Source organism: Ruania zhangjianzhongii, from assembly GCF_008000995.1.
Taxonomy (GTDB): domain Bacteria; phylum Actinomycetota; class Actinomycetes; order Actinomycetales; family Beutenbergiaceae; genus Ruania; species Ruania zhangjianzhongii.
In genome coordinates this window covers 3,440,634-3,464,256 of record NZ_CP042828.1, presented here as the reverse complement: position 1 = coordinate 3,464,256, position 23,623 = coordinate 3,440,634, and the positions used below count along the sequence as shown (strand labels likewise).

The 23,623-nt window shown below is 66.6% G+C and carries 16 protein-coding genes and 1 pseudogene; 12 read left to right on the top strand and 5 right to left on the bottom strand.

Features of this window, described 5'->3' with window-relative positions; all coding sequences use genetic code 11:
- Positions 1-28: 28 nt before the first annotated feature.
- Both FU260_RS16095 and FU260_RS16090 read left to right on the top strand, forming a co-directional pair.
- Positions 29-922: a hypothetical protein gene (locus tag FU260_RS16095; RefSeq protein WP_147917981.1), complete on the top strand. Its 894-nt coding sequence runs from the start codon at positions 29-31 to the stop codon at positions 920-922.
- Positions 919-1,974: an ATP-grasp fold amidoligase family protein gene (locus FU260_RS16090; protein ID WP_147917980.1), complete on the top strand. Its 1,056-nt coding sequence runs from the start codon at positions 919-921 to the stop codon at positions 1,972-1,974. Before FU260_RS16095 ends, FU260_RS16090 begins: the two co-directional genes overlap by 4 nt.
- Before the next feature lie 20 nt (positions 1,975-1,994).
- Here the strand turns inward: FU260_RS16090 and FU260_RS16085 are convergent, their stop codons facing one another.
- Positions 1,995-4,205, bottom strand: coding sequence for a CDP-glycerol glycerophosphotransferase family protein (locus FU260_RS16085; RefSeq protein ID WP_168211807.1), 2,211 nt, complete (start codon positions 4,203-4,205; stop codon positions 1,995-1,997).
- Complete coding sequence (locus FU260_RS16080) at positions 4,202-4,990, bottom strand: glycosyltransferase (protein ID WP_147917978.1); 789 nt, start codon at positions 4,988-4,990, stop codon at positions 4,202-4,204. The genes FU260_RS16085 and FU260_RS16080 overlap by 4 nt, the downstream gene beginning before the upstream one ends.
- Positions 4,991-5,403: 413 nt before the next feature.
- Here FU260_RS16080 and FU260_RS16075 point away from each other — a divergent pair, with 413 nt between their 5' ends.
- On the top strand, positions 5,404-6,003 hold the full coding sequence (locus tag FU260_RS16075; protein ID WP_147917977.1) for a hypothetical protein: 600 nt from the start codon (positions 5,404-5,406) through the stop codon (positions 6,001-6,003).
- On the opposite strand, the gene FU260_RS16070 is transcribed toward FU260_RS16075, so the two are convergent.
- Entirely contained in the window at positions 5,991-7,361 is a 1,371-nt protein-coding gene (locus tag FU260_RS16070; RefSeq protein ID WP_168211806.1) for a UDP-N-acetylglucosamine--N-acetylmuramyl-(pentapeptide) pyrophosphoryl-undecaprenol N-acetylglucosamine transferase, read from the bottom strand. The genes FU260_RS16075 and FU260_RS16070 overlap by 13 nt on opposite strands.
- Before the next feature lie 597 nt (positions 7,362-7,958).
- Here FU260_RS16070 and FU260_RS16065 point away from each other — a divergent pair.
- The 4 genes from FU260_RS16065 (at position 7,959) to FU260_RS16050 (ending at position 14,700) form a co-directional block, all read left to right on the top strand.
- Positions 7,959-9,086 (top strand): CDP-glycerol glycerophosphotransferase family protein, encoded by a 1,128-nt coding sequence (locus FU260_RS16065; protein WP_168211805.1) that lies wholly within the window; start codon positions 7,959-7,961, stop codon positions 9,084-9,086.
- 92 nt (positions 9,087-9,178) lie between these two features.
- Entirely contained in the window at positions 9,179-11,365 is a 2,187-nt protein-coding gene (locus FU260_RS16060) for an acyltransferase family protein (protein ID WP_342355239.1), read from the top strand.
- 91 nt (positions 11,366-11,456) lie between these two features.
- Positions 11,457-13,601 carry an acyltransferase family protein gene (locus FU260_RS16055; protein WP_147917973.1) on the top strand — a complete coding sequence of 715 codons (2,145 nt, stop codon included), beginning with the start codon at positions 11,457-11,459 and terminating at the stop codon, positions 13,599-13,601.
- Positions 13,602-13,623: 22 nt separating this feature from the next.
- Positions 13,624-14,700, top strand: coding sequence for an SGNH hydrolase domain-containing protein (locus FU260_RS16050; RefSeq protein ID WP_147917972.1), 1,077 nt, complete (start codon positions 13,624-13,626; stop codon positions 14,698-14,700).
- Between the two features lie 44 nt (positions 14,701-14,744).
- Here FU260_RS16050 and FU260_RS16045 read toward each other — a convergent pair.
- Positions 14,745-15,884, bottom strand: a pseudogene (locus FU260_RS16045) (nucleotide sugar dehydrogenase); the annotation flags it as partial.
- A 350-nt stretch (positions 15,885-16,234) separates the two neighbouring features.
- Between FU260_RS16045 and FU260_RS16040 the strand changes: the two are divergent.
- The 5 genes from FU260_RS16040 (at position 16,235) to nhaA (ending at position 22,426) form a co-directional block, all read left to right on the top strand.
- Positions 16,235-17,440, top strand: coding sequence for a quaternary amine ABC transporter ATP-binding protein (locus FU260_RS16040; RefSeq protein WP_210418103.1), 1,206 nt, complete (start codon positions 16,235-16,237; stop codon positions 17,438-17,440).
- Positions 17,437-18,396, top strand: coding sequence for an ABC transporter permease (locus FU260_RS16035; RefSeq protein ID WP_147917969.1), 960 nt, complete (start codon positions 17,437-17,439; stop codon positions 18,394-18,396). The genes FU260_RS16040 and FU260_RS16035 overlap by 4 nt, the downstream gene beginning before the upstream one ends.
- A 37-nt stretch (positions 18,397-18,433) precedes the next feature.
- Positions 18,434-19,369, top strand: coding sequence for a glycine betaine ABC transporter substrate-binding protein (locus FU260_RS16030; protein WP_147917968.1), 936 nt, complete (start codon positions 18,434-18,436; stop codon positions 19,367-19,369).
- 254 nt (positions 19,370-19,623) lie between these two features.
- Positions 19,624-21,102: an adenosylhomocysteinase gene (gene ahcY, locus FU260_RS16025; protein ID WP_147917967.1), complete on the top strand. Its 1,479-nt coding sequence runs from the start codon at positions 19,624-19,626 to the stop codon at positions 21,100-21,102.
- A 10-nt stretch (positions 21,103-21,112) separates the two neighbouring features.
- Positions 21,113-22,426, top strand: coding sequence for a Na+/H+ antiporter NhaA (gene nhaA / locus FU260_RS16020; protein ID WP_147917966.1), 1,314 nt, complete (start codon positions 21,113-21,115; stop codon positions 22,424-22,426).
- A 146-nt stretch (positions 22,427-22,572) separates the two neighbouring features.
- Here nhaA and FU260_RS16015 read toward each other — a convergent pair whose 3' ends face one another.
- Positions 22,573-23,604: an RDD family protein gene (locus FU260_RS16015; protein WP_235912460.1), complete on the bottom strand. Its 1,032-nt coding sequence runs from the start codon at positions 23,602-23,604 to the stop codon at positions 22,573-22,575.
- Positions 23,605-23,623 lie beyond the last annotated feature (19 nt).

Sequence of the window (23,623 nt, the reverse complement as noted above, 5' to 3'; positions counted from 1 at the left end):
GCGGCAAGATAAGGGTTCGACTGGAACGGTGACGCGCATCGTGCGGAAGATGCGGCGCTCGAAGGACGCAGCGCAGGGATCTTCGGACGAACCGGATTCGCCTGCGACGGGAGCGTCTTCTGGAACTCAGGGACAGCCATCGGCAGGGGCGACCGATGGAGATCTGCGGACCTTGAAGACAGAGATCGCCACCGTGCGAGGTGAGATCGAAGCGGCAGGCCGGCAGCGGGAAGCGCTCAAGGCCGAACGGCTTCGCTTACAAGAGGTGCTCGGTGCGCAGCACGGCAAGCGCGTCTTGCCTCGGTTGAAGGTCGAGAAGACCAATGGCGTCCCGAGCCTGGTGGCCGGTGCGCGGATGATGCAGCGGATCCACGCCAAGGCCAGCGATCCTCACGCTGGTCTCGACGGTGCTGGTGCCATCTTCACTGACCCTGCGCAGACAGAAGCCTATGTCCGCTCGCACGGCATGCAGTTCGGCGTCGATCTGGACAGCGAACCGACCGCCGTCGTACACGCTTTCAGAGGCCGAACTCCGCTGATCGAACTGCGGCAGGACGGACGCGTCAAGCATGTCAGCTCAGGCGGGAAGGACCTGGGGGACATCCGCCCCGGGGACACTTACGCCCCGGACATCGCAGTGCCGGAATGGCTCGGCGAGATTGTGCGGAGTTCCCGAGTCTTGTCCGAACACATCTCGAGGCCCTACGTCCAGATCGGCTGGCACGAGAAAAACGGCGCGATGATCCTCAGCGGGATCGACGTGACCCTCGCCCGCATTCCGAGCATGACCGCTGAGTGGGATGAGCGTCTGGGGAGGGCCTTCGACCGCGGACACGCTCGCATGCTGATGCAGCCCTACCGTGCCGGAGCCTTGGATAACCGGACACCCGGGGGTACTTTCCGGTACGAGGAGACAGTGTGACGACTGAACCAGGGCGGACCCGCAGCGAGACTTCTGCGCGCGCGGAAGAGCGACTGACCACCCTGCGGGGGCGTCTCAAGAAGAGATTGGTCGGCAACGAGGTGCTGCAGGCACAGATCGATGTGCTTTCCGCGGAGGTCAAGACTCCGGCCGAGCGCCAGGCGACCGGGACAACCGACCCGGAGCATGATCCGGGTAAGCCCTCCTACGCACTCTCGGCCCGTTTCCACCGTCGCGCGAACACCACGGGTGTGAACACCCGCGAGGGCCTGCGCGAGCCGATCCTCGACCTCTACACCAAAACGGCCGGACGAGCGTTCGCGGCAGCACATGGGATACAGATTCCTGCCGAGTTGGGCCGCTGGGCCGACCCGGATGCGGTGGACTGGGACTCCTTGCCGGAGCGGTTCGTGCTCAAGTCCAGCCGGGGAGGTGGCGGGATCAGTGTGTTCCCGCTGGAACGTACCGGCGATGGCTTCATCGACCGGATGCTCGAACAGCCGGTGACGCCCGAGGAGGTCACGGCCAAACTGTGGAAGAAGCACAAAGACGAGTCGGTGTACATCGCCGAGGAGTTCCTCCAGGCGAAGTCGGGGGAGCCGGGCCAGATGCCCCACGACATCAAAGTGTTCTGCTTCTATGGCGAGCCGGCCTTCATCGAGGTTCGGACCGGAGACTGGTCCCGGGCGCGGGAGACCGAGCAGCGGCTGCGTACCTTCCTCCCGGACGGCACGGAATTGACCAACGTGCGGGCGCTGATCTCCGCAGGTACCGACGTGAAAGCACCCGAAGACTTCGAAGGAGTGGCGCAGGCGAGCCGGATCTTGTCTCAGGCTATTCGGCGACCCATTCAGCGGATCGACTTCTACGAGACCGATCGGGGCATCGTCTTCGGCGAGATCACCCAGAACCCTGGCCGTCCGCCGTCGCTCGTGCCCGAATGGGACGAGAAGCTGGGCGCGATCTACGAGAACGCCTACGCTCGCCTACTGGCGGATCTGGCTGACGAGGGCGCGTTGGGAGTGGAATACGGCGACCAGAAGCCAGCGTGATCGGTGGCAGGACCTAGGCGCTACGGGTTGACTGCCGAGCGGCGGAGCAGGTCCTCCACCACCCTGACCACGCGCTGGCAGTTGCTGTGGTCGCGGTAGGTGAACGCCGCATCCACCCGTGCCGTGTAGAACGGGTCCGGAGCGCAGTCTCGGGCGAGGAGTTCCTCGAGTGCGTCCAGGGTTTCGTCCAGGGTGTAGACCACCGGCCCGAAGCCATCCCGGACATGCTCGAACCACGAGACCGAGGCGTGCCCCTCGGCATACTCCTTGGCGTCGAAATGCGTATAGATGATCGGCGTACCGAGATAGGCGACGTCGAAATGCACCGACGAGTGGTCGGTGACGAAGGCGTCGCAGCCGCGGATCAGTTCCTGGAACGACGTCTGGTCGGTGTCGGCAAGTAGCGTCCGCGCGCTGGTCAGGGGGAAGGACGAGAGGATGTCCCGCAGGTTGTAGTGCGGGAGGAACTGCAGCCGGTAATCGTACCGCTCCAGGATCTCGTGCAACCGTGGACTGCCGAGGAAGGAACGCAGGAACGTCTCATAGGTGGACCCCTCGAACGGCACCTGTGCCTCGTCCATACCGCTGAACAACTTGGGTACCAGGTAGCGTCGCCAGGTGGGCATGAAGAGCACGGTGCGGGTCTGCGGGCCAGGCTCTAGGGCGTCGTAGCGCGGCATGCCTGTCTCGGCGATCTGGCGGTCGTATCCCGAGCTTTCTCGCAGGGCCGCGCTCTCCATCGGGTTCACGCTGAGGTACAGGTCATAGCCGCCGGTGCCGCGCTTCACCGAGTTCGCGGACACGTTGACGCCGTGTTTGAGGTAGACCCGTGCCGCGCCCACCCGCCAGGCCAGGTGGCGGGTGTAGGCGGTGGGGCTCCACTGCCGCGGGATCATATGTTTGACGGAGTAGGCGTTGGCCAGCACGTTCGCGTGCAGCATGAGGAACTGATGTCGCAGCGACGAGTGCTGCACGACGTTCCCGAGGTCGCGGATCCGGCTGTGATGTGGGCTGGTCTTGTCCATCACGTAGTAGACCTGACGGCGGGGATGTTCCGTCCGCAGGTGACGGAACAGGTGGTAGCCGTTGTCCTGCGCTGTGTCTGCCCGCTCACCGATGAGCCAGATCTGTTGGCGTCGCATGAACGGTGCGGTCACCAGTCTGGTCAGGCGGGCGGAGCGCATCCGTATCCCCGCGGCACGATCGCGGAGGATCGTGCGGAGATCCTTGCGGAGCAACGCCCGGTACCACCGTTGGCGCGCCTTCTTCCCGACGCCGTGTTGGATGGTGATCCATGTCTGTGGTGCCCGTCTGATGGCGTGTATCAGGTAGCGGGTCTGCTGCGGTGACTCCTCGCCACCGACCACGAAGGTACGGGCACACGCTAGGGCTCCCGGCCGCGGACGCAGGGGCCGGGAGACCTGTAGTTCGGGATATGTGGTGTCAAGACTGACCGTGATCACGTGGTTGCCGTCGGGAATGTCTACCAGTGGCACGCGAGCGTTGACGTTCTCCCAGCGTCGAACGCCTTGGTTGCTGATCCTCTCCGTCATCGTGGCGCGCGCCTCGGCATGGGTGGGTCCGCGACGGTCGCCGATGGCCAAGCGATAGCTCCAGGGCGGGGGTGAGGACGAGTTGAACTTGCCGATCGACACTCGGGCTTGCAGGTCTATAGCTGATGCCGTGTAGACAGCATCGACACCTTCGAGACTGTGGGACCCGGCCATCAGCGCGAGGTATCCGAGGTAGTCGGTCAATGGTGCGACGGTCTCGCCCTGTGCCTGCACATAACGGATGTAGGCGCGAGTGGGGGTAGACCGGTCGTGCTTGGTGTAGAGGAGGCAGGTCTCCTCCATCTTCAGACCGGTGGACTCGACCCGGGCACGGCTCCCCACCAGTTCGCGGTGGAGATCCCCGATCGGATCGTTCTCGTTCTTGCCTGGCTCGGTGAGGGCGGCGTAGCGGGTGGTGATATCGGCAAAGACCTGTGCGTACGCGTCCGCTGTCGGTGAGTCGTCGGGGCCCTCATCGCTCGGTAGCTCAGCGAAGGTTGCCGCCGGCACTTGCACACGGAGCTGGCTGACGATCGGGTCCGCATCCGGGTGGTGGGCGATCACCAGGCGGACATTGCGCAATAGGTCGTTCTTGCTGAGTTCCTTCAGCCAGTGCAGGCTCGAGGGACTCGGTCCCCTCACCGTCAGGATGAGGGTCAGATCACCAAAAGGTGTCATCGAGAGGGTGCTCCATCTGAGTTGACGTCGGTGCCGAAGGCAGCGTGCTGCAGCAGGCCGATCCATTGCTCCCGGACGTTCCGCAGGAAGTGTCCAACGTCAGCGGTCCAGGTATGGGCCTGATGATCATGCCCGCGCACGTAGAGATAGCCGATGTCGTGAGGCTGGTACACCGTGCCGCTGGCTTCGCGCACCGAGCGGAGCAGCGCTGTGTCCACCCCACGCGGCACCGCGGGCCAACCGCCCACTGCCCTCAGGTCCTGTGCGGACAGGGTCATGGTGCCGCCGGCAATCCGGTGGGTGAAGGTCTCTCGGGCACCGAACACACGTCGCACGGTCGTGTCGAGCGCTTCAAGGTAGACCACCGTCGTCGTCTTCCCAACCAGCGTCGCGCCGGAGTATGTGTGGGTCGCGGCAAGATCCCAGAGATGGTGGTAGCCGTAGTAGTCGTCGTCGTCGACCTTGCTGACGAGATCGCCGGAGGCCATAGCGAACGCTTGGTTCAGTGCGTCTCCGAATACCAGTGCGCTATCGAGTTCCCGGGCGACTACGGGGCGTTCGCCTGCCGCAGTCTGCAGACCGTCTGGCAATGGGGCGCCGTGGGATGCCACCACGATTTCGAGCTTGTCGTAGTGCAGGGCAGCGAGTTGGCGCACCATCGGGATGATCAACTCGGGACGCTGGCTGACCAGCACTGCGGACATCGACGGTGTTGGCCCGATCAGCGGCTGCAGGGCGGCGCGGCGTTGATTGACGGCCGCCACGTCCCACGCCAGGTCCCCCACCTCTCCGGGGTGCGGTGCGGGCGCAATCGACCTAGCCAGGGACTCGGGCAGGTGCGCCGTCACCGCCTCGTCCAGTGCTCCACTGACGAACGTCCCACGTGCGACGGCCCGGTGTGCCAGCTCAGCGAATAGCGGTGCATGCAGTGGGAGGAGTGCGCCGGTCCAGTGCAGTGCATGCGCAGTGTCGAGCCGTCTGACGACGTCGTCGATGCCGGCCAGGGTCCACGGCCCACTGTGACGCCCCAGGGACCATCCTGCGCTGCTCAGCTGAAGGGTCTGCCGCCGTGTGGACCGCGTGTCGGGCACGCGCCCCACGGGGTTGTCCCTGCGAATGTCCACCCGGCGAGTATAGGGATCTGAGCCAAGCATCGGGGCCAGCGCTCGGTCCTCGTCAGTGACATACGATTCCAGATATGCGGCTGAACCCAACCACGTCGGTACACGCTCTCCTGTGCACGCAGGAGTGGTCTGACGCGTCGCAGCACGCGGTGGCGATGAGCCTGCAGGACCAGGTCGCGCAGATCGGCTCCGCCGACCTCCTCCGTCACCTTCAGACGGATGCGGTGCTGGTGGTGTCCTCGCCCGTCGTCTTCGCCCACGGGGCGGTCAAGCGCATCCAGCATCTTGCCGCGCATCCGAACCGGATCGTGACCCGCGTGCTCCTGCCTGATCAGGACCCGGGAGGAGTCGCGCTGTGGTCGGGGGCGTGGCTTCGCCGTCAGGGCATCGATCTGGAGAACCTCCCGGCCTACGGCCTCGCGTTCGACCGGGCTCACCTGTCGCACGTCGACCCTCAGGCGCGTGCCTGGGTACGCGCCGACGAGGTCGGCGTGGCCACCTTCAACGGCGCCGGGACCGACGTTCGACGCTGGGCACGCACGGAGGGTGTGCGGCTGCAGGTCCGCCGGTCGTTGGTCGCAGCGCGGTCGCTCCTGGGGAGGGTCCGGCGGGGGCGCACCCTGTCCAGGCAACGGCGCCGTCAGGGTGAACAAGCGCACCGTCAGGTCCGATAGAGCCAGTTCGCCGTCGTGCGCCGAGCCTGGACATACGCCGGTGAACTCCCGGGGAGCAGGTGCTCCACCGGACGAACGCCAGCGAGAAGCTCCCGATCCAGCTGGTTGGTCCAGGCCAGCTCACCCTCGGATCCCTCGGTAGCGCGAGTACGGAGGTCCGGCAACGGGCGGGACGGGGGCACCGCTGTCCACGGCGGTGCCGTCTGACCAGCGGCAGCCAGGTCAGCCACCCTCTCGGCAATGTCGCGCCCACCATCCGCCGCCTCCAGCTGAGCCATTCCGTCCCGCAGACGCTCTTGCTCTGCGGCGTCCAGCAGGCGGGTCACGGCCGCTGCGATCGTGTCCTCCACGACGAGCGCTGCGCCGCGCTCGGCCGCGCCACGCGCCCGGGTCGGCTGATCGTCGGTGACGTGGCTGGTGCTCGGGATCAGCAGAGTAGGAAGGCCGACAGCAAGTTGCTCGTGCACCGCGTTGTAGCCCGCCGCGCCGACGGCAGCATCGAACGCACCCAAGAAACGAGCGAGGGGGTAGACGTCGTCGAGCATGACCACCTGGTCACTGTTGCCCTGCACGGAGTGCCGCGCGATCGATTGGCGAGTGACTGCGACCAGCCAGTCGGGATGAGTGCGCCGCACCGCCGTCAGGACCTCGGCGGCGGTCGCATCCACTGAGCCGAGCGCCCCCGAACCTGGCGCCAGTAGCAGGATTGGCCGTTCGGTGGGTAGCCCGAGCGCGAGACGTGCGGCAGTTGGCGCCAACGGCTCGAGCACGTCGGTGAGGCTCACCGGTCCGTCCAGCCGGATCGCGTCGGTACGATCTCTCGTCGGGCCACGGTCCCACGCACCGGCGACGTCACCGGGCTCGATCGTCAGGTCGAAGTATCGGGACAAGTTCAGGCGTTCCGATGGAGCCTGGGACTGCCACAGGCCGCGGCGCACCCAGGCGAACTGGAGTTCTGGAAGTGCCTCTCGGGCGGCGACGAGACCCGGGTAGGGAGCCACGCCGTCGAAGATCAGCGCACGCGCGCCGGTCTCGACGGCGAGAGCGTGAATGCGGTCACGTAGATACGGAGCCCACCGGTAGGAGCGGTAACGGCGCCGGACCGGTGCGCGCCAGCCAGTCGGAAACCAACCGGACTCCCAGCTGGGTGCATATTCGAACCGAAGATGACGTCCGTGGGCCTCGGTCAGTTCGTTGCTCTCGACCGCTGTGATGATCCGGGGTAGCGCCCGCGAGAGCGAGAAGATCACCGGATCGAAGCGATGCGCTCCGCTGAGAGCAGTGGTGAGTTGCCGGGACAGGTGGCCCATGCCTACGCCGTTGCTCGTCATGAGGATCACGACCGGGCGATCGGTCATCCGGTGGGCCTCCCTGGGTCGTGAACCTCGGACTGGTCTGACCGACACTAGTGCCGATGCGCCGGTGTTCGGACTTCCTTCTCGTAAAGTGAGTGGGCTATGAGCTTTCGACCGGTGTGTGAGTTCGTCGACCGCAACCCCGGTCGGCTCACTATTGGTGTCCATCTGCGCGGTGGCGACGAGGATGCAGATGCCCGATTCCGGCTCCGGCTGCGGACCAGATGGGGAGCAGCGCTACTCACGGTAGAGGCGCCGGTCGTCGATCGCGTCAACACGGTGGGCCACCGAACCCGGGCCGCGTTACGGTTCGCCCTTCCTGTGGACCGACTCCCGAACGGGGCTCTGCGTCTAGAGATCAGCCGGGTCGGCTCCGGGGTGTGGACGCCGGTCGGTACGACCCCGGGGATCCTCGCGAATTCACGCCCGGAGCCGGTGGGTGCGCGGCGGCTGCAGGTATTTCCTGCCGCGGGCCAGCCCGCCACGTGGTTGAGGCTGTCCTCCTGGTCCAAGCCTGCTCAGGTCGGCTGGGCCCTGCGGAACGTTGGTCGCGAATTCGCCTTTGCCATCCATGCGCGCCGGTTCACGTGGGTGCGCCTGGTGCGTGTATTGACCTGGATCTTCGTTCCCCGAGGAGCGATCTGGCTGATCGGGGAGCGACGGGAGACAGCCCGCGACAACGGGTTCGCATTCTTCGCTCACCTGCGGCAGCAGCGGCCAGAGGATCCGGTCTTCTATGTGATCGCGCGGGACAGTCCAAGCGCGGCAGCGGTCGCCGAACTCGGACATGTGGTCTGGCACTCATCACTACAACACCGGATCCTCATGCTGCATGCGGCAGTGATCGCCAACGCCTACTCGATCAAGCACATGCTGCCGAGCAGGTGGCGGCCAGGGGCATACATGAACCAGTGTGCTTGGCGGGTAGGCGCCCGGCGGGTCTACCTGAAGCACGGAGTGCATCTGAGTCCGGACGCCGTCAAACGGTCCAACGGCGGGTATGACCTCGTCCTCACCGTCGGACCGCAGGAGACGCAGGCCCTAGCTCGAACCTCCGGCTACACGTCGACGCAGCTGCGTCAGACCGGCCTGGCTCGCTACGACAATCTCGTGCCGGAGCGACCGAGCCGGAAGGTGCTGTTCATGCCTACCTGGCGCCGATATTTGGTACCCAAACTCTTCGGAGCCGGCGACAATGCGCTCATTGGCTATGAAGGATCGACCTACCAGCAGTTCGTTCATGGTCTCCTCGCGAGTCCCGATCTGGCCGAAGCACTCGAGGAGCATGATCTGACCATGCTCGTGGTCCCGCACTACAACCTGGCCGGGCTGTTGCGACCGGAACACCTCGGCAGTGAGCGCATCAGCATCCTCGACGGCATGACGGCGGATATCCCGTGCCTCCTGCGCAGTTGCGCGCTCCTGGTCACCGACTACTCCTCGGTGCAGTTCGATGTTGCCTACGTCGGAGCACCGGTCATCTACACCCAGTTTGACCGGGACGAGTACGCGGCGGGACATGGCGGGACGTCCTGGTTCGATCCGGACCGGGACGGGTTCGGACCAGTGGTCACCACCGTCCACGATGCAGCCGAGGCAGTCGCCGCGTACGCCGGGCAGGGATTCACCCGCGAGGGAACGTACACCGACAGGGTCAGCCGCGTGTTCAGCCACAGCGACCACCGCAACTGCGCGCGCATTACTGCTGCTATCGACTCGATGGGCTAGGTCCGTCACGAGGGCAGGCACGCGAATCCACCACGCCCGGAAGCCGGGCCGGTTACTTCAGCGGAAGTCGTTACACTCCGTACCTGCCACGCGTGCACATCGCTGCACGAACTGGCGCAACCAGACCGGCGGACCCTGGAGGACAGAGCGTGAGCGAGGCACGGCAGAAGAGCGAACCTGGTGGCGGGGTGTCTGGGGTGCGTGGGGGTGGGGGTTTTCGGCCTGATATTGAGGGGCTTCGGGCTGTGGCGATTGGTTTGGTGCTGGTCTATCACGCTGGGGTGGTGGAGTTGGTGCCTGGGGGGTTTGTGGGGGTTGATGTCTTTTTTGTGATTTCGGGGTTTTTGATCACGGGGTTGTTGATTCGGGAGCTCGAGCGTGATGGTCGGGTGTCGTTGGGCCGGTTTTATGCGCGTCGGGCGAAGCGGTTGTTGCCGGCTGCTGGGTTGGTGTTGGTGGTCACGGCGGCCTTGACGTGGGCGTCGGTGTCGGTGGTGCAGTGGCGCACTTTTGGTGGGGACATCGTGGGTGCGGCGTTGTATGTGGTGAATTGGGTTCTTGCTGGGCGGTCGGTGGATTATCTGGCTGAGGGTGTGGGGGTTTCGCCGGTTCAGCATTTTTGGTCGTTGGCGGTGGAGGAGCAGTTCTACATCGTGTGGCCGTTGTTGTTGGTGTTGGTGGGCTGGTGGGTGCGTCGGCGCAGTGGTGCGCGGTTGCGGCCGGTGATGGGGGTGGCGATCGGGTTGGTGATCGTGCCTTCGTTGATCTGGTCGGTGGTGATGACGGCTTCGAATCCGGAGGCGGCGTTCTTTGTGACTCCGACGCGGTTGTGGGAGTTGGGTGTGGGGGCGTTGGTCGCGATCGGGGCCACGTGGTGGTTGCGGGTGCCGCGGTTGGTTGCGGTGGTGTTGGGTTGGGCTGGTTTGGTCGCGGTGATCGCGAGTGGGGTGTTCCTGAGTAGTGCGGTGGCGTGGCCGGGGTATGCGGCGGTGTGGCCGGTACTGGGTACTGCTGCGGTGATTGTGGCGGGGTATACCTCGGGTCGGGCGGGTGCGGCGGGGTTGTTGTCGTGGAAGCCGGCGGTGTGGGTGGGGGGCCTGTCGTATTCGTTGTATTTGTGGCACTGGCCGTTGTTGGTTGCTGCTGCTGGTTTCTGGGGTGAGCTCGGTGGCAAGCGGGGGCTGCTGGTCGCTGGGGCGAGTTTCATCCCGGCGTACTTGTCCTACAGGTTTGTGGAGAACCCGTTCCGGTTCGCCAAGCCGATCGCGAAGTCGAACCGGTTGGCGTTGTCGATGGGAGCCAACTTCTCCCTCGCCGGAGTCGCCGCCGGACTCGTGCTAATGCTCATCGTCCCCCAAGTCGGCACCAACCCCCAGGAGGGGCAGGCTGCTGGGGCTGCGGCGTTGCGTCAGGGTGGGTCCGCCAACCAGGAGGAACCCCCGGGATCGGTGCAGAGCCTGGCCAGCATCGACTGGTTCACCCCCCAAGCCACCGAAGCCACGGCATCGGTGCCCTCCGCCTACGCCGACGAGTGCCAGCAGGACCAGGAATCGGCAGACGTGGTGATGTGCGAGTACGGCGACCTCGACAGCGACATGGTGGTGGCCGTCGTCGGCGACTCCAAGATCCTGCAATGGCAGTCCGCGATCGAGCAGATCGCCACCGACGAAGGCTGGCACGTACAGTCCTACACCAAGTCCTCCTGCGCGTTCAGTGCCGGTATGCAGGCAGCGAAGGGCGAGCCCTACACCAGTTGTGCGCAGTGGAACGAGAATGTGCTCGCGGACCTGGTCGAGCTCGACCCGGACGTCGTCCTCACCTCCGGCCGGAACGCCGAGGCGCTGGAGGACTGGGAGGACCCGGACAGCGGCTCAACGGAGGCGATGACCGATGCTCTCGCCGAACAGTGGGCTCACCTGTCCGATGAGGGGATCCCGGTCGTGCCGATCCTGGACAACCCGAGCCCCGGAGACCTCTCGGTGTATGAGTGCGTCGCCGAGAATCTCGACAACCTCGAGGCCTGCACCTTCGACCGCGAAGAAGGCATCGACCGCTCCCAGGCACCGCTTCAGCAAGAGGCGGCCGACCGGGTCGACGGGGTCCAGACCATCGACTTATCCGACCTGGTCTGCCCCGAGCAAACGTGCGTGCCGGTGATCGGCAACGTCCTCGTCTACCGCCAGAGTTCACACGTCACCGATGCCTATGTGCGCACCCTCATCCCCGACCTTACCGACCGTCTTGTTCCGGTGGTGGGTGAGGTGGGGGGTGGGGGCTGAGGGGTCGGTGTGTGGGTAGCGTTCTGGGGCGGGTCTGTGTGGGTGGAGCGGTTACAGTACGCGGGGTCGGTTTTGTGGAAGGTGGGTGTTGATGGGTTCGCGTGTCGAGGCGGCGGCTGGGGCTGGGGCAACCGGTGCTGGGCGAGAGGCTGGCGGCAGGGTGCGTGGGGGTGGGGGTTTTCGGCCTGATATTGAGGGGCTTCGGGCTGTGGCGATTGGTTTGGTGCTGGTCTATCACGCTGGGGTGGTGGAGTTGGTGCCTGGGGGGTTTGTGGGGGTTGATGTCTTTTTTGTGATTTCGGGGTTTTTGATCACGGGGTTGTTGATTCGGGAGCTCGAGCGTGATGGTCGGGTGTCGTTGGGCCGGTTTTATGCGCGTCGGGCGAAGCGGTTGTTGCCGGCTGCTGGGTTGGTGTTGGTGGTCACGGCGGCCTTGACGTGGGCGTCGGTGTCGGTGGTGCAGTGGCGCACTTTTGGTGGGGACATCGTGGGTGCGGCGTTGTATGTGGTGAATTGGGTTCTTGCTGGGCGGTCGGTGGATTATCTGGCTGAGGGTGTGGGGGTTTCGCCGGTTCAGCATTTTTGGTCGTTGGCGGTGGAGGAGCAGTTCTACATCGTGTGGCCGTTGTTGTTGGTGTTGGTCGCCTGGTGGGTGCGTCGGCGCAGTGGTGCGCGGTTGCGGCCGGTGATGGGGGTGGCGATCGGGTTGGTGATCGTGCCTTCGTTGATCTGGTCGGTGGTGATGACGGCTTCGAATCCGGAGGCGGCGTTCTTTGTGACTCCGACGCGGTTGTGGGAGTTGGGTGTGGGGGCGTTGGTCGCGATCGGGGCCACGTGGTGGTTGCGGGTGCCGCGGTTGGTTGCGGTGGTGTTGGGTTGGGCTGGTTTGGTCGCGGTGATCGCGAGTGGGGTGTTCCTGAGTAGTGCGGTGGCGTGGCCGGGGTATGCGGCGGTGTGGCCGGTACTGGGTACTGCTGCGGTGATTGTGGCGGGGTATACCTCGGGTCGGGCGGGTGCGGCGGGGTTGTTGTCGTGGAAGCCGGCGGTGTGGGTGGGGGGCCTGTCGTATTCGTTGTATTTGTGGCACTGGCCGTTGTTGGTTGCTGCTGCTGGTTTCTGGGGTGAGCTCGGTGGCAAGCGGGGGCTGCTGGTCGCTGGGGCGAGTTTCATCCCGGCGTACTTGTCCTACAGGTTTGTGGAGAACCCGTTCCGGTTCGCCAAGCCGATCGCGAAGTCGAACCGGTTGGCGTTGTCGATGGGAGCCAACTTCTCCCTCGCCGGAGTCGCCGCCGGACTCGTGCTAATGCTCGTGGTTCCGCAGGTGGGGACCAATCCTCAGGAGGGGCAGGCTGCTGGGGCTGCGGCGTTGCGTCAGGGTGGGTCCGCCAACCAGGAGGAACCCCCGGGATCGGTGCAGAGCCTGGCCAGCATCGACTGGTTCACCCCCCAAGCCACCGTCGCGACTAGCGACAATCCGGAGTCGTCCGAGGCGGGATGTTCGCAGAACCAGACCGATCCCGAACCGATCGTCTGTGAGTGGGGCGATCCGGACGGCGACCTGGACGTCGCAGTGATCGGTGACTCCAAGGTGATCCAGTGGCAGTCCGCGATCGAGCAGATCGCCACCGACGAAGGCTGGCACGTCTCCTCCTACATCAAGTCGGCCTGCGCCTTCAGCACCGGTATGCAGGCAGCGAAGGGCGAGCCCTACACCAGTTGTGCGCAGTGGAACGAGCGGATGTTGCCCCTCATCCTCGAAGCGGATCCGGACGTCGTCATCGTCTCGAATCGGATCGACAATGCTCTGGCCGATCCCACCGACGTCGACTCCCGATCGGAGCAGGTGATGCAGGACGCCCTCGCCGAACGGTGGACCCAGCTCGCCGAGGCGGGTATCCCCGTCGTGGTGATGCTGGACACGATCAGCCCGGGTGACATCTCGGTCTATGAGTGCGTGGCGGACAACCTCGACAACCTCGAGGCCTGCACCTTCGACCGCGAAGAAGGCATCGAGCGCTCGGCCGCACCAGTGCAGCAGGCGGCAGCAGACCGGGTCGATGGGGTCCGGACCATCGATATGACCGAGTTCATCTGCCCCGAGGAGACCTGCGTGCCGGTGATCGGCAACGTGCTCGTCTACCGCCAGACCTCGCACATCACCAGCACCTACGCGCGCACCCTCGCGCCCGAGCTCGCCGACCGACTCGTCCCCGCCGTCAACGAGGCGGTGGGGTAGCCGCGGGAGAGCGCACGCAGCAATGACGGATCGACGGACCCCTGGCTCGCGCGCGGCGACGGCGACGCGGTTCGCCTCGCCTGCGCTGCGCTGGTCGCTGACCGGCAACGTGGCCCTGGTGCTCGCTACCGCCTTCCTGCTCGCGCTGGTGCTCACCGGCCCGCCCACGCAGGCTCCCGCCGAGACGGCGAACGCACCCGGTGCCGAGGCGTTGGACCGGGACGGAGAAGCGGTCGACGAGGACCCACCGGGCTCTCTCGAGGCGCTGCGCGACGTGGCCTGGTTCATCCCGGACACCGACGATGCCCGCTACGACATGCCGCGCGGCTACGAGTACGGCTGTGAGCAGAACCAGGAGGACGCGGAGGCCCTCCGATGCGACTTCGGCGACCCGGACGGCGAGATCACGGTGGCGATGGTGGGGGACTCGAAGATCCTGCAGTGGCAGTCGGCGGTGGCCACGCTCGCCCGCGAGAATTCCTGGCGGGTGCGTTCCTACACCAAGTCCAACTGCGGTCTGCACGCCGGCCTGCAGACCAATCACGGTGAGCCCTACCTGAACTGCCGGGCGTGGAACGAGGACGTACTGACTGATCTGCTCGCCGACCCACCCGATGTGGTGCTCGTGTCCAACTACGTGAATACGGCCCTGGACATCTCCGAGGAGCTGGCCGAGACCCAGGCGGCGATGGTCAGCGCGCTGGCTACCAGCTGGCGGCAACTCGAGGAGGCGGGCAGCGCCGTCGTGGTGATCCTGGACAACCCGAGCCCGGGTGAGCAGACGGTGTACGAGTGCGTGGCCGCGCACCTGAACGATCTGCGCCCGTGCGCGTTCGACCGGGCCGATGGCATCGCCCGCTCCGGGCAGCCCGCCCAGCTCGCCGCTGCCGACGAGGTGCCCGGGGTGCGCACAGTGGACCTGACCGACTCGATCTGCCCGGAGGAGCAGTGCGTGCCGGTGATCGGCAATGTGCTCGTCTACCGGCAGGGCTCGCACCTGACCGACAGCTACGTGCGCACCCTCACCCGCCCGCTCGGCCGTCAGCTGGTGCCGATCGTGGCGGAGAGCACCGCCCAGGGCGGACCCGAAGGCGGCTGACCTGACCGGCCGCCGGCTCAGTCCCGCCCGTAGACGTCCCGGGTGTAGACCTTCTGGGCCACATCGGCAAGAGCGTCGTCACGGCGGTTGGTGATGATCACGTCCGCGCGGCGCTTGAACTCCGCCAGGTCCCGGACCACTTCGGAGCGGAAGAAGTCCTCGGCGTCCAGCGCAGGCTCGTAGACGATCACCTCGACACCCTTGGCCTTGATCCGCTTCATGATGCCCTGGATCGAGGAGGCCCGGAAGTTGTCCGACCCGGATTTCATCGCCAGCCCGAACACTCCCACCACCTGCGGCTGACGGGCGAGCACATCAGCGGCGATGAAGTCCTTCCGAGTCGTGTTCGAGTCCACGACCGCCCGAACCAGGTTCTGCGGCACCTGCTGGTAGTTCGCGAGCAGCTGCTTGGTGTCCTTGGGCAGGCAGTATCCGCCGTAGCCGAAGGACGGGTTGTTGTAGTGCGAGCCGATCCGGGGATCCAGACCCACTCCTTGGATGATCTGCGCCGAGTCCAGGCCCCGGGTGACCGCGAACGTGTCCAGCTCGTTGAAGTAGGCCACCCGCAGCGCCAGGTAGGTGTTGGCGAACAGCTTGATCGCCTCCGCCTCGGTGGCATCGGTGAGCAGCACCGGTACCTCCGACTCCAGCGAGCCCTGCATCAGCAGGTCGGCGAACTCCTGGCCGGCACTGCTCCGGTCGCCCACCACGATCCGGGAGGGATGCAGGTTGTCCCAGAGGGCTTTACCCTCGCGGAGGAACTCCGGGGAGAACAGCACCTGCAGCCCGGGGTGCTCCGTGCGCATCTGTTCGGTGAAACCGACCGGGATCGTGGACTTGATCACCAGCACGGCGCTGGGGTTGGTCCGCTCCACCTCGGCCACCACTGTCTCCACGGTGGAGGTGTTGAAGTAGTTGTTCTTCGGGTCGTAGTCCGTGGGGGTCGCGACCACCACGTAGGCCGCGCCCTGGTAGGCGTCGGCACCGTCGACGGTCGCGCGCAGGTTCAGTCGCCCGGAGGCGAGGTACTCGGAGAGTTCCGGGTCCACGATGGGGGAGTGGCCGGCATTGACCGCATCGACCTTGTCCTGGTCCACGTCCAGGGCCACCACCTCGTGGTGCTGGGCCAACAGTGTGGCGATGGACAGGCCGACGTACCCACACCCGGCAACGGCAATCTTCACGGTAACGGCTCCCAGAATCGGTCAGAACAGGTGAGGACACCGTACGCTGCCGGAGGATCTCACCGGTGTCGCTTCCGCCGCCAGATCCTGAGCCTGGTGGGCCGTTCACCAGTCCTTGATCGTTATAGCCTCGTAACCGCCTGAGTGTGCATCTGTGACCAAGATCAGGCAAAGTGGAACGTCGTGGCAGGGTGCGGACCTCGGTTCGGCGCGCCTGCTCTCCCCACCGGAAGCGTCTCGGCGAACCCGGTGATCTGTCAGTATCCCCGAACCCCGGGAGCATCGTGCCGGCCATCGAGGCAACAGGCTTAACCAAGATCTTCGGACGACGACCGCAGCGTGGAGTGAAGATGCTGCGCGAAGGCGTCGACCGCGCCCAGCTGCGGAAGGAAGGCCTCACCGCGGCGGTGATCGATGCCTCGTTCGATGTGGAGCCCGGCGAGATCTTCGTGGTGATGGGTCTCTCCGGATCCGGTAAGTCCACCCTCATCCGCACGGTGAACGGGTTGTTGGAGCCCACCGCCGGGACGTTGCAGGTAGCCGGCGAGGAGATCACCACGCTCTCCACCAAGGGCCTGCGGGCGCTGCGCCGGAACAAGGTGAGCATGGTGTTCCAGCACTTCGCCCTGCTCCCGCACCGCACCGTGGGGGAGAACGCGGCCTATGCTCTCGAGCTTCGAGGCGTCAATCGCGCCGAGCGGGAGAAGGCGGGCGATGAGGCGCTGGGGATGGTCGGCCTAGGTGGCTGGGGTGGCTATCTGCCCTCGGAGCTCTCCGGCGGGATGCGTCAGCGCGTCGGACTGGCTCGGGCGCTGGCCGCCGGTACCGACATCATGCTGATGGACGAGGCGTTCAGCGCCCTCGACCCGCTGATCCGTAAGGAGATGCAGGACCAGCTCCTGGACCTGCAGGGCAAGCTGGACAAGACGATCCTGTTCATCACCCACGACCTGAACGAGGCGATGCGCCTCGGCAACCGGATCGCGATGATGCGGGACGGGCGGATCGTGCAGATCGGCACCGCCGAGGAGATCCTGAACGAACCGGCCACCGAGTATGTCTCCCAGTTCGTCGCCGATGTGGACCGCACCCGGGTGCTCACCGCCAGCGCCGTGATGGAGCGTCCGGTGGCTGTGGTCGGCCCGGGTAACGGTCCGCGCGCCGCCCACCGGCTGATGGGCGAGCACCAGACCCGGTCCCTGCTGGTGGTCAGCAATGACCGGCACGTGCGCGGGATCGTCTGGGAGGAGGACATCGCCGAGGCCGTGCGCAGCGGTAAGGACACCCTGCCGATCAAGCACGACGGCGTTGCTCAAGTTGCCGAGGACACTCCCTTGGCAGACCTGTTCCCGTACGCGGCGGCCACCCATGCCCCGCTCGCTGTGGTCAACGACAAGGATGTGCTGGTGGGGCTGATCCCCCGCGTCACTCTGCTCAGCGCGCTCACCCTCGGTGACGACGAGGTGGAGCTGGAGCCGGTCGGCCTCCCGTCCAGCAACGGCCACTCCGACCCTGACGACAAAGTGCCAGCGCTGAGCGAAGGAGGTGCGCGATGAGTGAGTCCCCGCTGCCCCACCCGCCGCTCGGCGAGTTCGCCGACAAAGCCGTCGACTGGATCAAGCAGACGATGCCCGAGCTGCTCCAGGGCATCCAGGACACGTTCAACACGGCCTCGGAGACCCTCACCGATGTGCTGATGTTCCTGCCTGCACTGGTCATGGCGGTGGTCTTCGCGCTGCTGGCGTTCGTGGTCCGGTCCTGGAAGTTCGCGATCTTTGTGGTGATCGGCATGGGGCTGATCATCAGCATGGAGCTGTGGCTGCTGGCCATGCAGACTCTGGCCATGGTGCTGGTGGCCACGTTGGTCGCAGTGATCATCGCCATCCCGGTCGGAATCCTCGCGGCGAAGAGTCGCACGGTCAGTGCGATCGTCCGCCCGATCTGCGACTTCTTGCAGACCATGCCTGCGCTGGTCTACCTGGTGCCCGTGGTGATCTTCTTCAGCATCGGCTACGCACCCGGTGTGGTGGCGACGATCATCTTCGCGATGGCTCCGGGTATCCGGCTGACCGAGCTGGGCATCCGCCAGGTTGACTCCGAGACCGTGGAGGCCGGTCAGGCCTTCGGCGGTACCGGCGGGCAGATCCTGCGCGGTATCCAGCTCCCACTCGGCCTGCCGACCATCATGGCCGGCGTCAACCAGGTGATCATGCTTGGTCTGTCGATGGCCGTGATGGCCGGGTTCGTCGGTGCTCCCGGCCTGGGTAAAGAGGTGGTCGCCGCCCTGGGGACCGTCGATGTCGCCAAGGGTTTCGAAGCCGGTCTGGGCATCGTGATCCTGGCGATCTTCCTGGACCGGACCACCGGTGCGGTGGGCCAGGAGAACAAGGGCTCGCTGGCCACGATGCTCCGCGGTCGCCGCAAGGCTGCTGCCAAGAAGGCCAAGGCGCAGGCCACTGCGCCGGAGACCGACTCGGAGGAGACCGAGAAGGCGCTGCAAGGCGCTCACTGACACCTATTCCACGCTAGGAAAGAGAGTTGGAGTTTCTATGAAGACCCCCCAAAAGACGCTGCGTCGCCGTCAGGTGACCGCTCTGTTCGCCTCCGGTGCCATCGGCCTGTCCCTGGCCGCCTGCGGCAGTGACGACGGTGGCAGCGACAGTGGCGACGGCGGAGAAGGCGGCGGTGACAACACGATCACCCTCGGCTACCTCCCGTCCTGGACGGACGGTCTGAGCACCGCCTACCTGCTGGACCACTTCCTCACCGAGGCGGGCTACACCGTCGAGCACGAGGAGCTGAGCGAGGCGGGAATCCTCTACACCGCGCTGGCCCAGAACGACGTGGACCTCTACCCGTCCGCCTGGCCCGAGGTGACCCACGCCTCCTACATGGAGGAGTACGGCGACGATATCGAGGACCTGGCCACCTACTACGAGGGTGCCGTTCTGACCTTCGCGGTGCCGGAGTACAGCGACATCACCTCGATCGATCAGCTGCCGGACCACGTGGACGAGCTGGGTGGCCGGGTCGTGGGCATCGAGCCCAGCGCCGGTCTGACCGGGGTCACCGAGGACGATGTGTTCCCCACCTACGGGCTGGGCGATGCCGGCTTCACCCTGGAGACCTCCTCGACCGCCACGATGATCACCGAGCTGGAGAGCGCCATCGACGCCGAGGAGCCCATCGTGGTGACCCTGTGGCGGCCGTTCTGGGCGAACGACGCCTACCCGGTGCGTGACCTGGAAGACCCGGAGGGTGCACTCGGGGAGTCCGAGGGCCTGCACTTCCTGGCGAACATCGACTTCAGCGGGGAGTTCCCGGAAGTTGCCGAGTGGATCGGCCAGATCGCGCTCGACGACGAGCAGTACGCGGGGATGGAGTCGGCCGTGGTGAACGACAACCCGGACGACCCGGCTGCCGGCATCGAGCAGTTCCTCGAGGAGTACCCGGACGCCATTCCGGAGCTGCCGGCCGCTGAGTGAGCCGCAGCAGCACTGCATGACGAGCAGCACTGCATGAGCAGTAGCACTGCATAACGGCGAGGGCCGGTCACCCGAGGGGTGGCCGGCCCTCGCCGTTATGCAGTGCTACTTCGCGTGTGGGTCTGCTGGGGCGCTGGCACCAACAGACCCACACGCGAGCCCTACGACAGCGGACTGTGCCGCACCAGGCGAGTTCCGCCGTCGCCGGCTCATACCTGCCGTTTCTCGCCTGCTGGTGCCGTACGCTCACCCCTATGACCTTTTCCGAAGCAAGCGGGCGCTACAAGGTGCGTGACCTGTCCCTGGCCGAGGCCGGCCGGCACCAGATTCGGCTGGCCGAGCACGAGATGCCCGGCCTGATGGCGCTGCGCGCCGAGTACGGCGACGCTCAGCCGCTGCGCGGTGCGCGGATCGCCGGATCGCTGCACATGACCGTGCAGACCGCAGTGCTGATCGAGACCCTCACGGCACTTGGCGCGCAGGTGCGCTGGGCCTCTTGCAACATCTTCTCCACCCAGGACGAGGCGGCCGCTGCCGTGGCGGTCGGCCCGCACGGGACGCCGGAGGACCCGCGCGGGGTGCCGGTGTTCGCCTGGAAGGGGGAGAGCCTGGCGGAGTACTGGGACTGCACGGAGCAGATCCTGCTCTGGCCGGACGGCGGCCCCAATCTGATCCTGGACGACGGCGGAGACGCCACCATGCTGGTGCACGAGGGTCGACGGCTCGAGGCGGCCGGAGCAGTCGGGCCCGCCCCGCAGCCCGGGGACGCCGACTACTCCGAGGAGAAAGTGGTCTTCCTGGACGTGATCCGCCGCTCTCTGGCCAGCGACCCGCAGCGCTGGCACACGGTTGCCGCCGGGATCCGCGGGGTGAGCGAGGAGACCACCACCGGTGTGCACCGGCTCTACCAGCTCGCGGCCGCCGGGGAGCTGTTGTTCCCGGCGATCAACGTGAACGACTCGGTCACCAAGTCCAAGTTTGACAACCGGTACGGCATCCGCCACTCCCTGCCCGACGGGATCAACCGCGCCACCGACATCCTGATCGGCGGCAAGGTGGCCGTGGTGTGCGGCTACGGCGATGTGGGCAAGGGCGCCGCGGAGTCGCTGCGCGGTCAGGGCGCCCGGGTGGTGGTCACCGAGATCGACCCGATCTGCGCGCTGCAGGCCGCGATGGACGGCTACCAGGTCGCCCAGCTGGAGTCGGTACTGGCTGAGGGTGACTTCTTCATCACCACCACCGGCAACGTGAATGTGATCACCACGGAGCACCTGGCCGGGATGAAGGACAAGGCCGTGGTGGGCAACGTGGGCCACTTCGACAACGAGATCGACGTGGCCGGCTTGGCCCGGTCCGGGGTGCAGCGCACCGAGATCAAGCCGCAGGTGCACGAGTGGACCTTCCCGGCCACCGCTGAGCGCGACGAGCACTCGATCATCGTGCTCTCCGAGGGCCGGCTGCTGAACCTGGGCAATGCCACCGGGCACCCGTCGTTCGTGATGAGCAACTCCTTCGCCAACCAGGTGATCGCGCAGATGGAGCTGTACGCACCCGATGCCGAGGAGACCTACGACCTCGACGTGCACCGTCTGCCCAAGGTGCTGGACGAGAAGGTCGCCCGGCTGCACCTGGAGGCGCTCGGGGTGGAGCTGACCGAGCTGACCAAGGAGCAGGCCGAGTACATCGACGTGGACGTCGCCGGACCGTACAAGTCCGAGCACTACCGGTACTGAGAAGGCGGGCGTGAGCGAGAAGAAGGATGCGGCGCCGAACGCAGATGCCGGTGGATCCGGCGGGCGGGAGCCACTGTTCTCCAGGCTGACCCCGGGCGGTGAGCGCAACTTCCTGGACACCCTGCGCGGGGAGACGATCGGCGGGGTGCTGCTGATCGTCGGTGCGGTGGTCGCGCTGATCTGGGCGAACTCGCCCTGGCAGGACTCCTACGCCGCTGTGCGGGACACCCGGCTGGGGATCGACGCGTTAGGCCTGGACCTGAGCATCGGCGAGTGGGCTGCCGACGGGCTGCTCGCGGTGTTCTTCTTCGTGGTCGGCGTGGAGCTGAAGCGGGAGGTCGTCACCGGGGAGCTGCGCCGGATGTCCACGGCGATCGTGCCGGTGGCCGCGGCAGCGGGTGGGATGGCCGCACCGGCGCTGATCTACCTGGCGTTCAACCTCACCATGGCCGACGGCGCCCCGGACGGCTGGGCGATCCCCACCGCCACCGATATCGCCTTCGCGGTCACCGTGCTCGCACTGGTCGGCAAATGGCTGCCGACGGCGTTGCGCGCCTTCCTCCTCACTCTCGCCGTGGTGGACGATCTGCTGGCGATCATCATCATCGCCGTGGTCTACAGCGACTCGCTGGCGCTTTTGTGGTTGCTGGCCGTGGTCGCCTGTGTGGCGGTGTTCTCCATGCTGGTCCGCAAGGGCATCACTGCCTGGTACGTTCTGCTCCCGCTGGGCATCCTCACCTGGTACTTCATGCACGCCTCCGGGGTACACGCCACCATCGCCGGGGTGGCGCTGGGGATGGCTACGCCCGCGCTGCCGCTGAAGGGTAAGGCTGCCTCGAGGGCCCCTGCGCGGGCGGCGGAGCAGTCCCCGGCCGCGTACTTCGAGCACGTCTGGCGGCCGGCATCGGCCGGGTTCGTGGTGCCGGTGTTCGCGTTGTTCACCGCCGGGGTGATGGTGGACCCGAGCGTGATCGGGGCGACACTGCGCGATCCGGTCGCGATCGGGGTGGCGCTCGGGCTGGTGGTCGGCAAACCTCTCGGCATCCTGGCCGCCACCTGGCTGATCACCCGGACCCGGCACGCCACGCTGGCCCGCGGGCTCGGCTGGCTGGACATCGGCGCGATGGGCGTGCTCGCCGGGATCGGATTCACCGTCTCGTTGCTGGTGGCCGAGCTGGCGTTCGGGGTGGGGCACCCGCGGGACGAGCACGCGAAGATCGCGGTACTGTCCGCCTCGGTGTTCGCCGCGCTGGTGGGCAGTGCGCTGCTCTGGTGGCGCGGCCGGGTGCACCGCGCCCGCGGCACCGTCACCGCCTCCGAATAGCCACCTCAGAATCCGCGTGAATCGATTCATTCGTCACCGGGAACGCTGGGTCGTGCTCCCGGGTATCTACTCCCCGAGCGCGGTGACGAACGGGGTGCCCGCCGCACGCCCGCTTGGCCGTTGGCACCGGATGCCCGGGTGGAGCCTCAGGAGTAGTCGGTGACCCCGAACGGGAGCTCGCGCATCCGCTCGGCCTGATGCGCCTCCTGCTCCTGCCGGCGCAGGCTGCTCCCGTACTCGCGGTCCCGGCGGGCCACCAGCACTGCGGCCAGGAACCGCTCCGGGTTCGCACCCCACGGCGGCGGTGGAGCCACGTAGGGCTCCACGGCGGCGGCCAGTGTGTAGGCCGCACGCACCCGCGACTGGGGCTGCAGCGTGCCGGTGCGGGAGAGGAACACCCGGGCCTGCACGGCGAGCGCGTCGGGCAGTCGCCGGATATCGGCGGATTCGGCCCAGCTGCCCAGGTCCGGCGGCATCAGCAGCGGCTGCAACGGCATCTCCGAGCCACGGATACGGGCGGCGTAGGTACCGGCGAGCAGGTCGCCGAGGCGTTTGCCGCGAGCGTTGACCAAGGAGGTGATCACCGCCGCCGCACCGAAGGTCGCCCAGATCTCCACGGTACCCACCAGGGCACGCACGAACGCCTGCCGAAACCGGACCGGTCCGCCGTCGTCCCGGACCATCCGGATCCCGGTGATGAACTTGCCCGCGGACACCCCGCGGGTGAGGGTCTCCACCGTGGTGGGCAGGATCAGCATCGCCGAGGCCATCGCGACCACCATCAGCACGCTCATCTGCGCGTCGTTGGAGACCAGTCGTAGGCCGAGCAGCACCAGGATCAGCCCGGCCAGACCGTAGGTGGCAAGGTCGATGATCCCGGAACCCACGCGGCTGAGCAGCATCGCCGGGCGCACATCCAGCGCGACCGCCTCACCGGTGATGATCAGATCATCCGGCAGGCCGAGCGGGTTCGTCGGGTCGCTGGGGCCAGAGCTGGTGGCCGGCGGCTGCGCCGAGGGGCGTGGGCCACCCTGGCTCTGCCCCGGGCCGGGCTGCCCCGGGCCGGGCGGCTGCCCCTGCGGACCGGCCGGTGCCGGTCGCCCGCTCGGGCCCGCCGCGGCCGCGGATCGGGAGCCAGCCGCTGCGGCGGGGGCGGCGAATGGGTTCGAGGTGCTCACCTATGGCACATTAGTCGCT

Coding starts and splice junctions, on each gene's coding strand:
- FU260_RS16085 (WP_168211807.1), bottom strand. CDS start 4,205: ATGACACCTTTTGGTGATCTGACCCTCATCCTGACGGTGAGGGGACCG.
- FU260_RS16075 (WP_147917977.1), top strand. CDS start 5,404: ATGCGGCTGAACCCAACCACGTCGGTACACGCTCTCCTGTGCACGCAG.
- FU260_RS16070 (WP_168211806.1), bottom strand. CDS start 7,361: ATGACCGATCGCCCGGTCGTGATCCTCATGACGAGCAACGGCGTAGGC.
- FU260_RS16055 (WP_147917973.1), top strand. CDS start 11,457: ATGGGTTCGCGTGTCGAGGCGGCGGCTGGGGCTGGGGCAACCGGTGCT.
- FU260_RS16050 (WP_147917972.1), top strand. CDS start 13,624: ATGACGGATCGACGGACCCCTGGCTCGCGCGCGGCGACGGCGACGCGG.
- FU260_RS16040 (WP_210418103.1), top strand. CDS start 16,235: ATGCTGCGCGAAGGCGTCGACCGCGCCCAGCTGCGGAAGGAAGGCCTC.
- FU260_RS16035 (WP_147917969.1), top strand. CDS start 17,437: ATGAGTGAGTCCCCGCTGCCCCACCCGCCGCTCGGCGAGTTCGCCGAC.
- FU260_RS16030 (WP_147917968.1), top strand. CDS start 18,434: ATGAAGACCCCCCAAAAGACGCTGCGTCGCCGTCAGGTGACCGCTCTG.
- ahcY (WP_147917967.1), top strand. CDS start 19,624: ATGACCTTTTCCGAAGCAAGCGGGCGCTACAAGGTGCGTGACCTGTCC.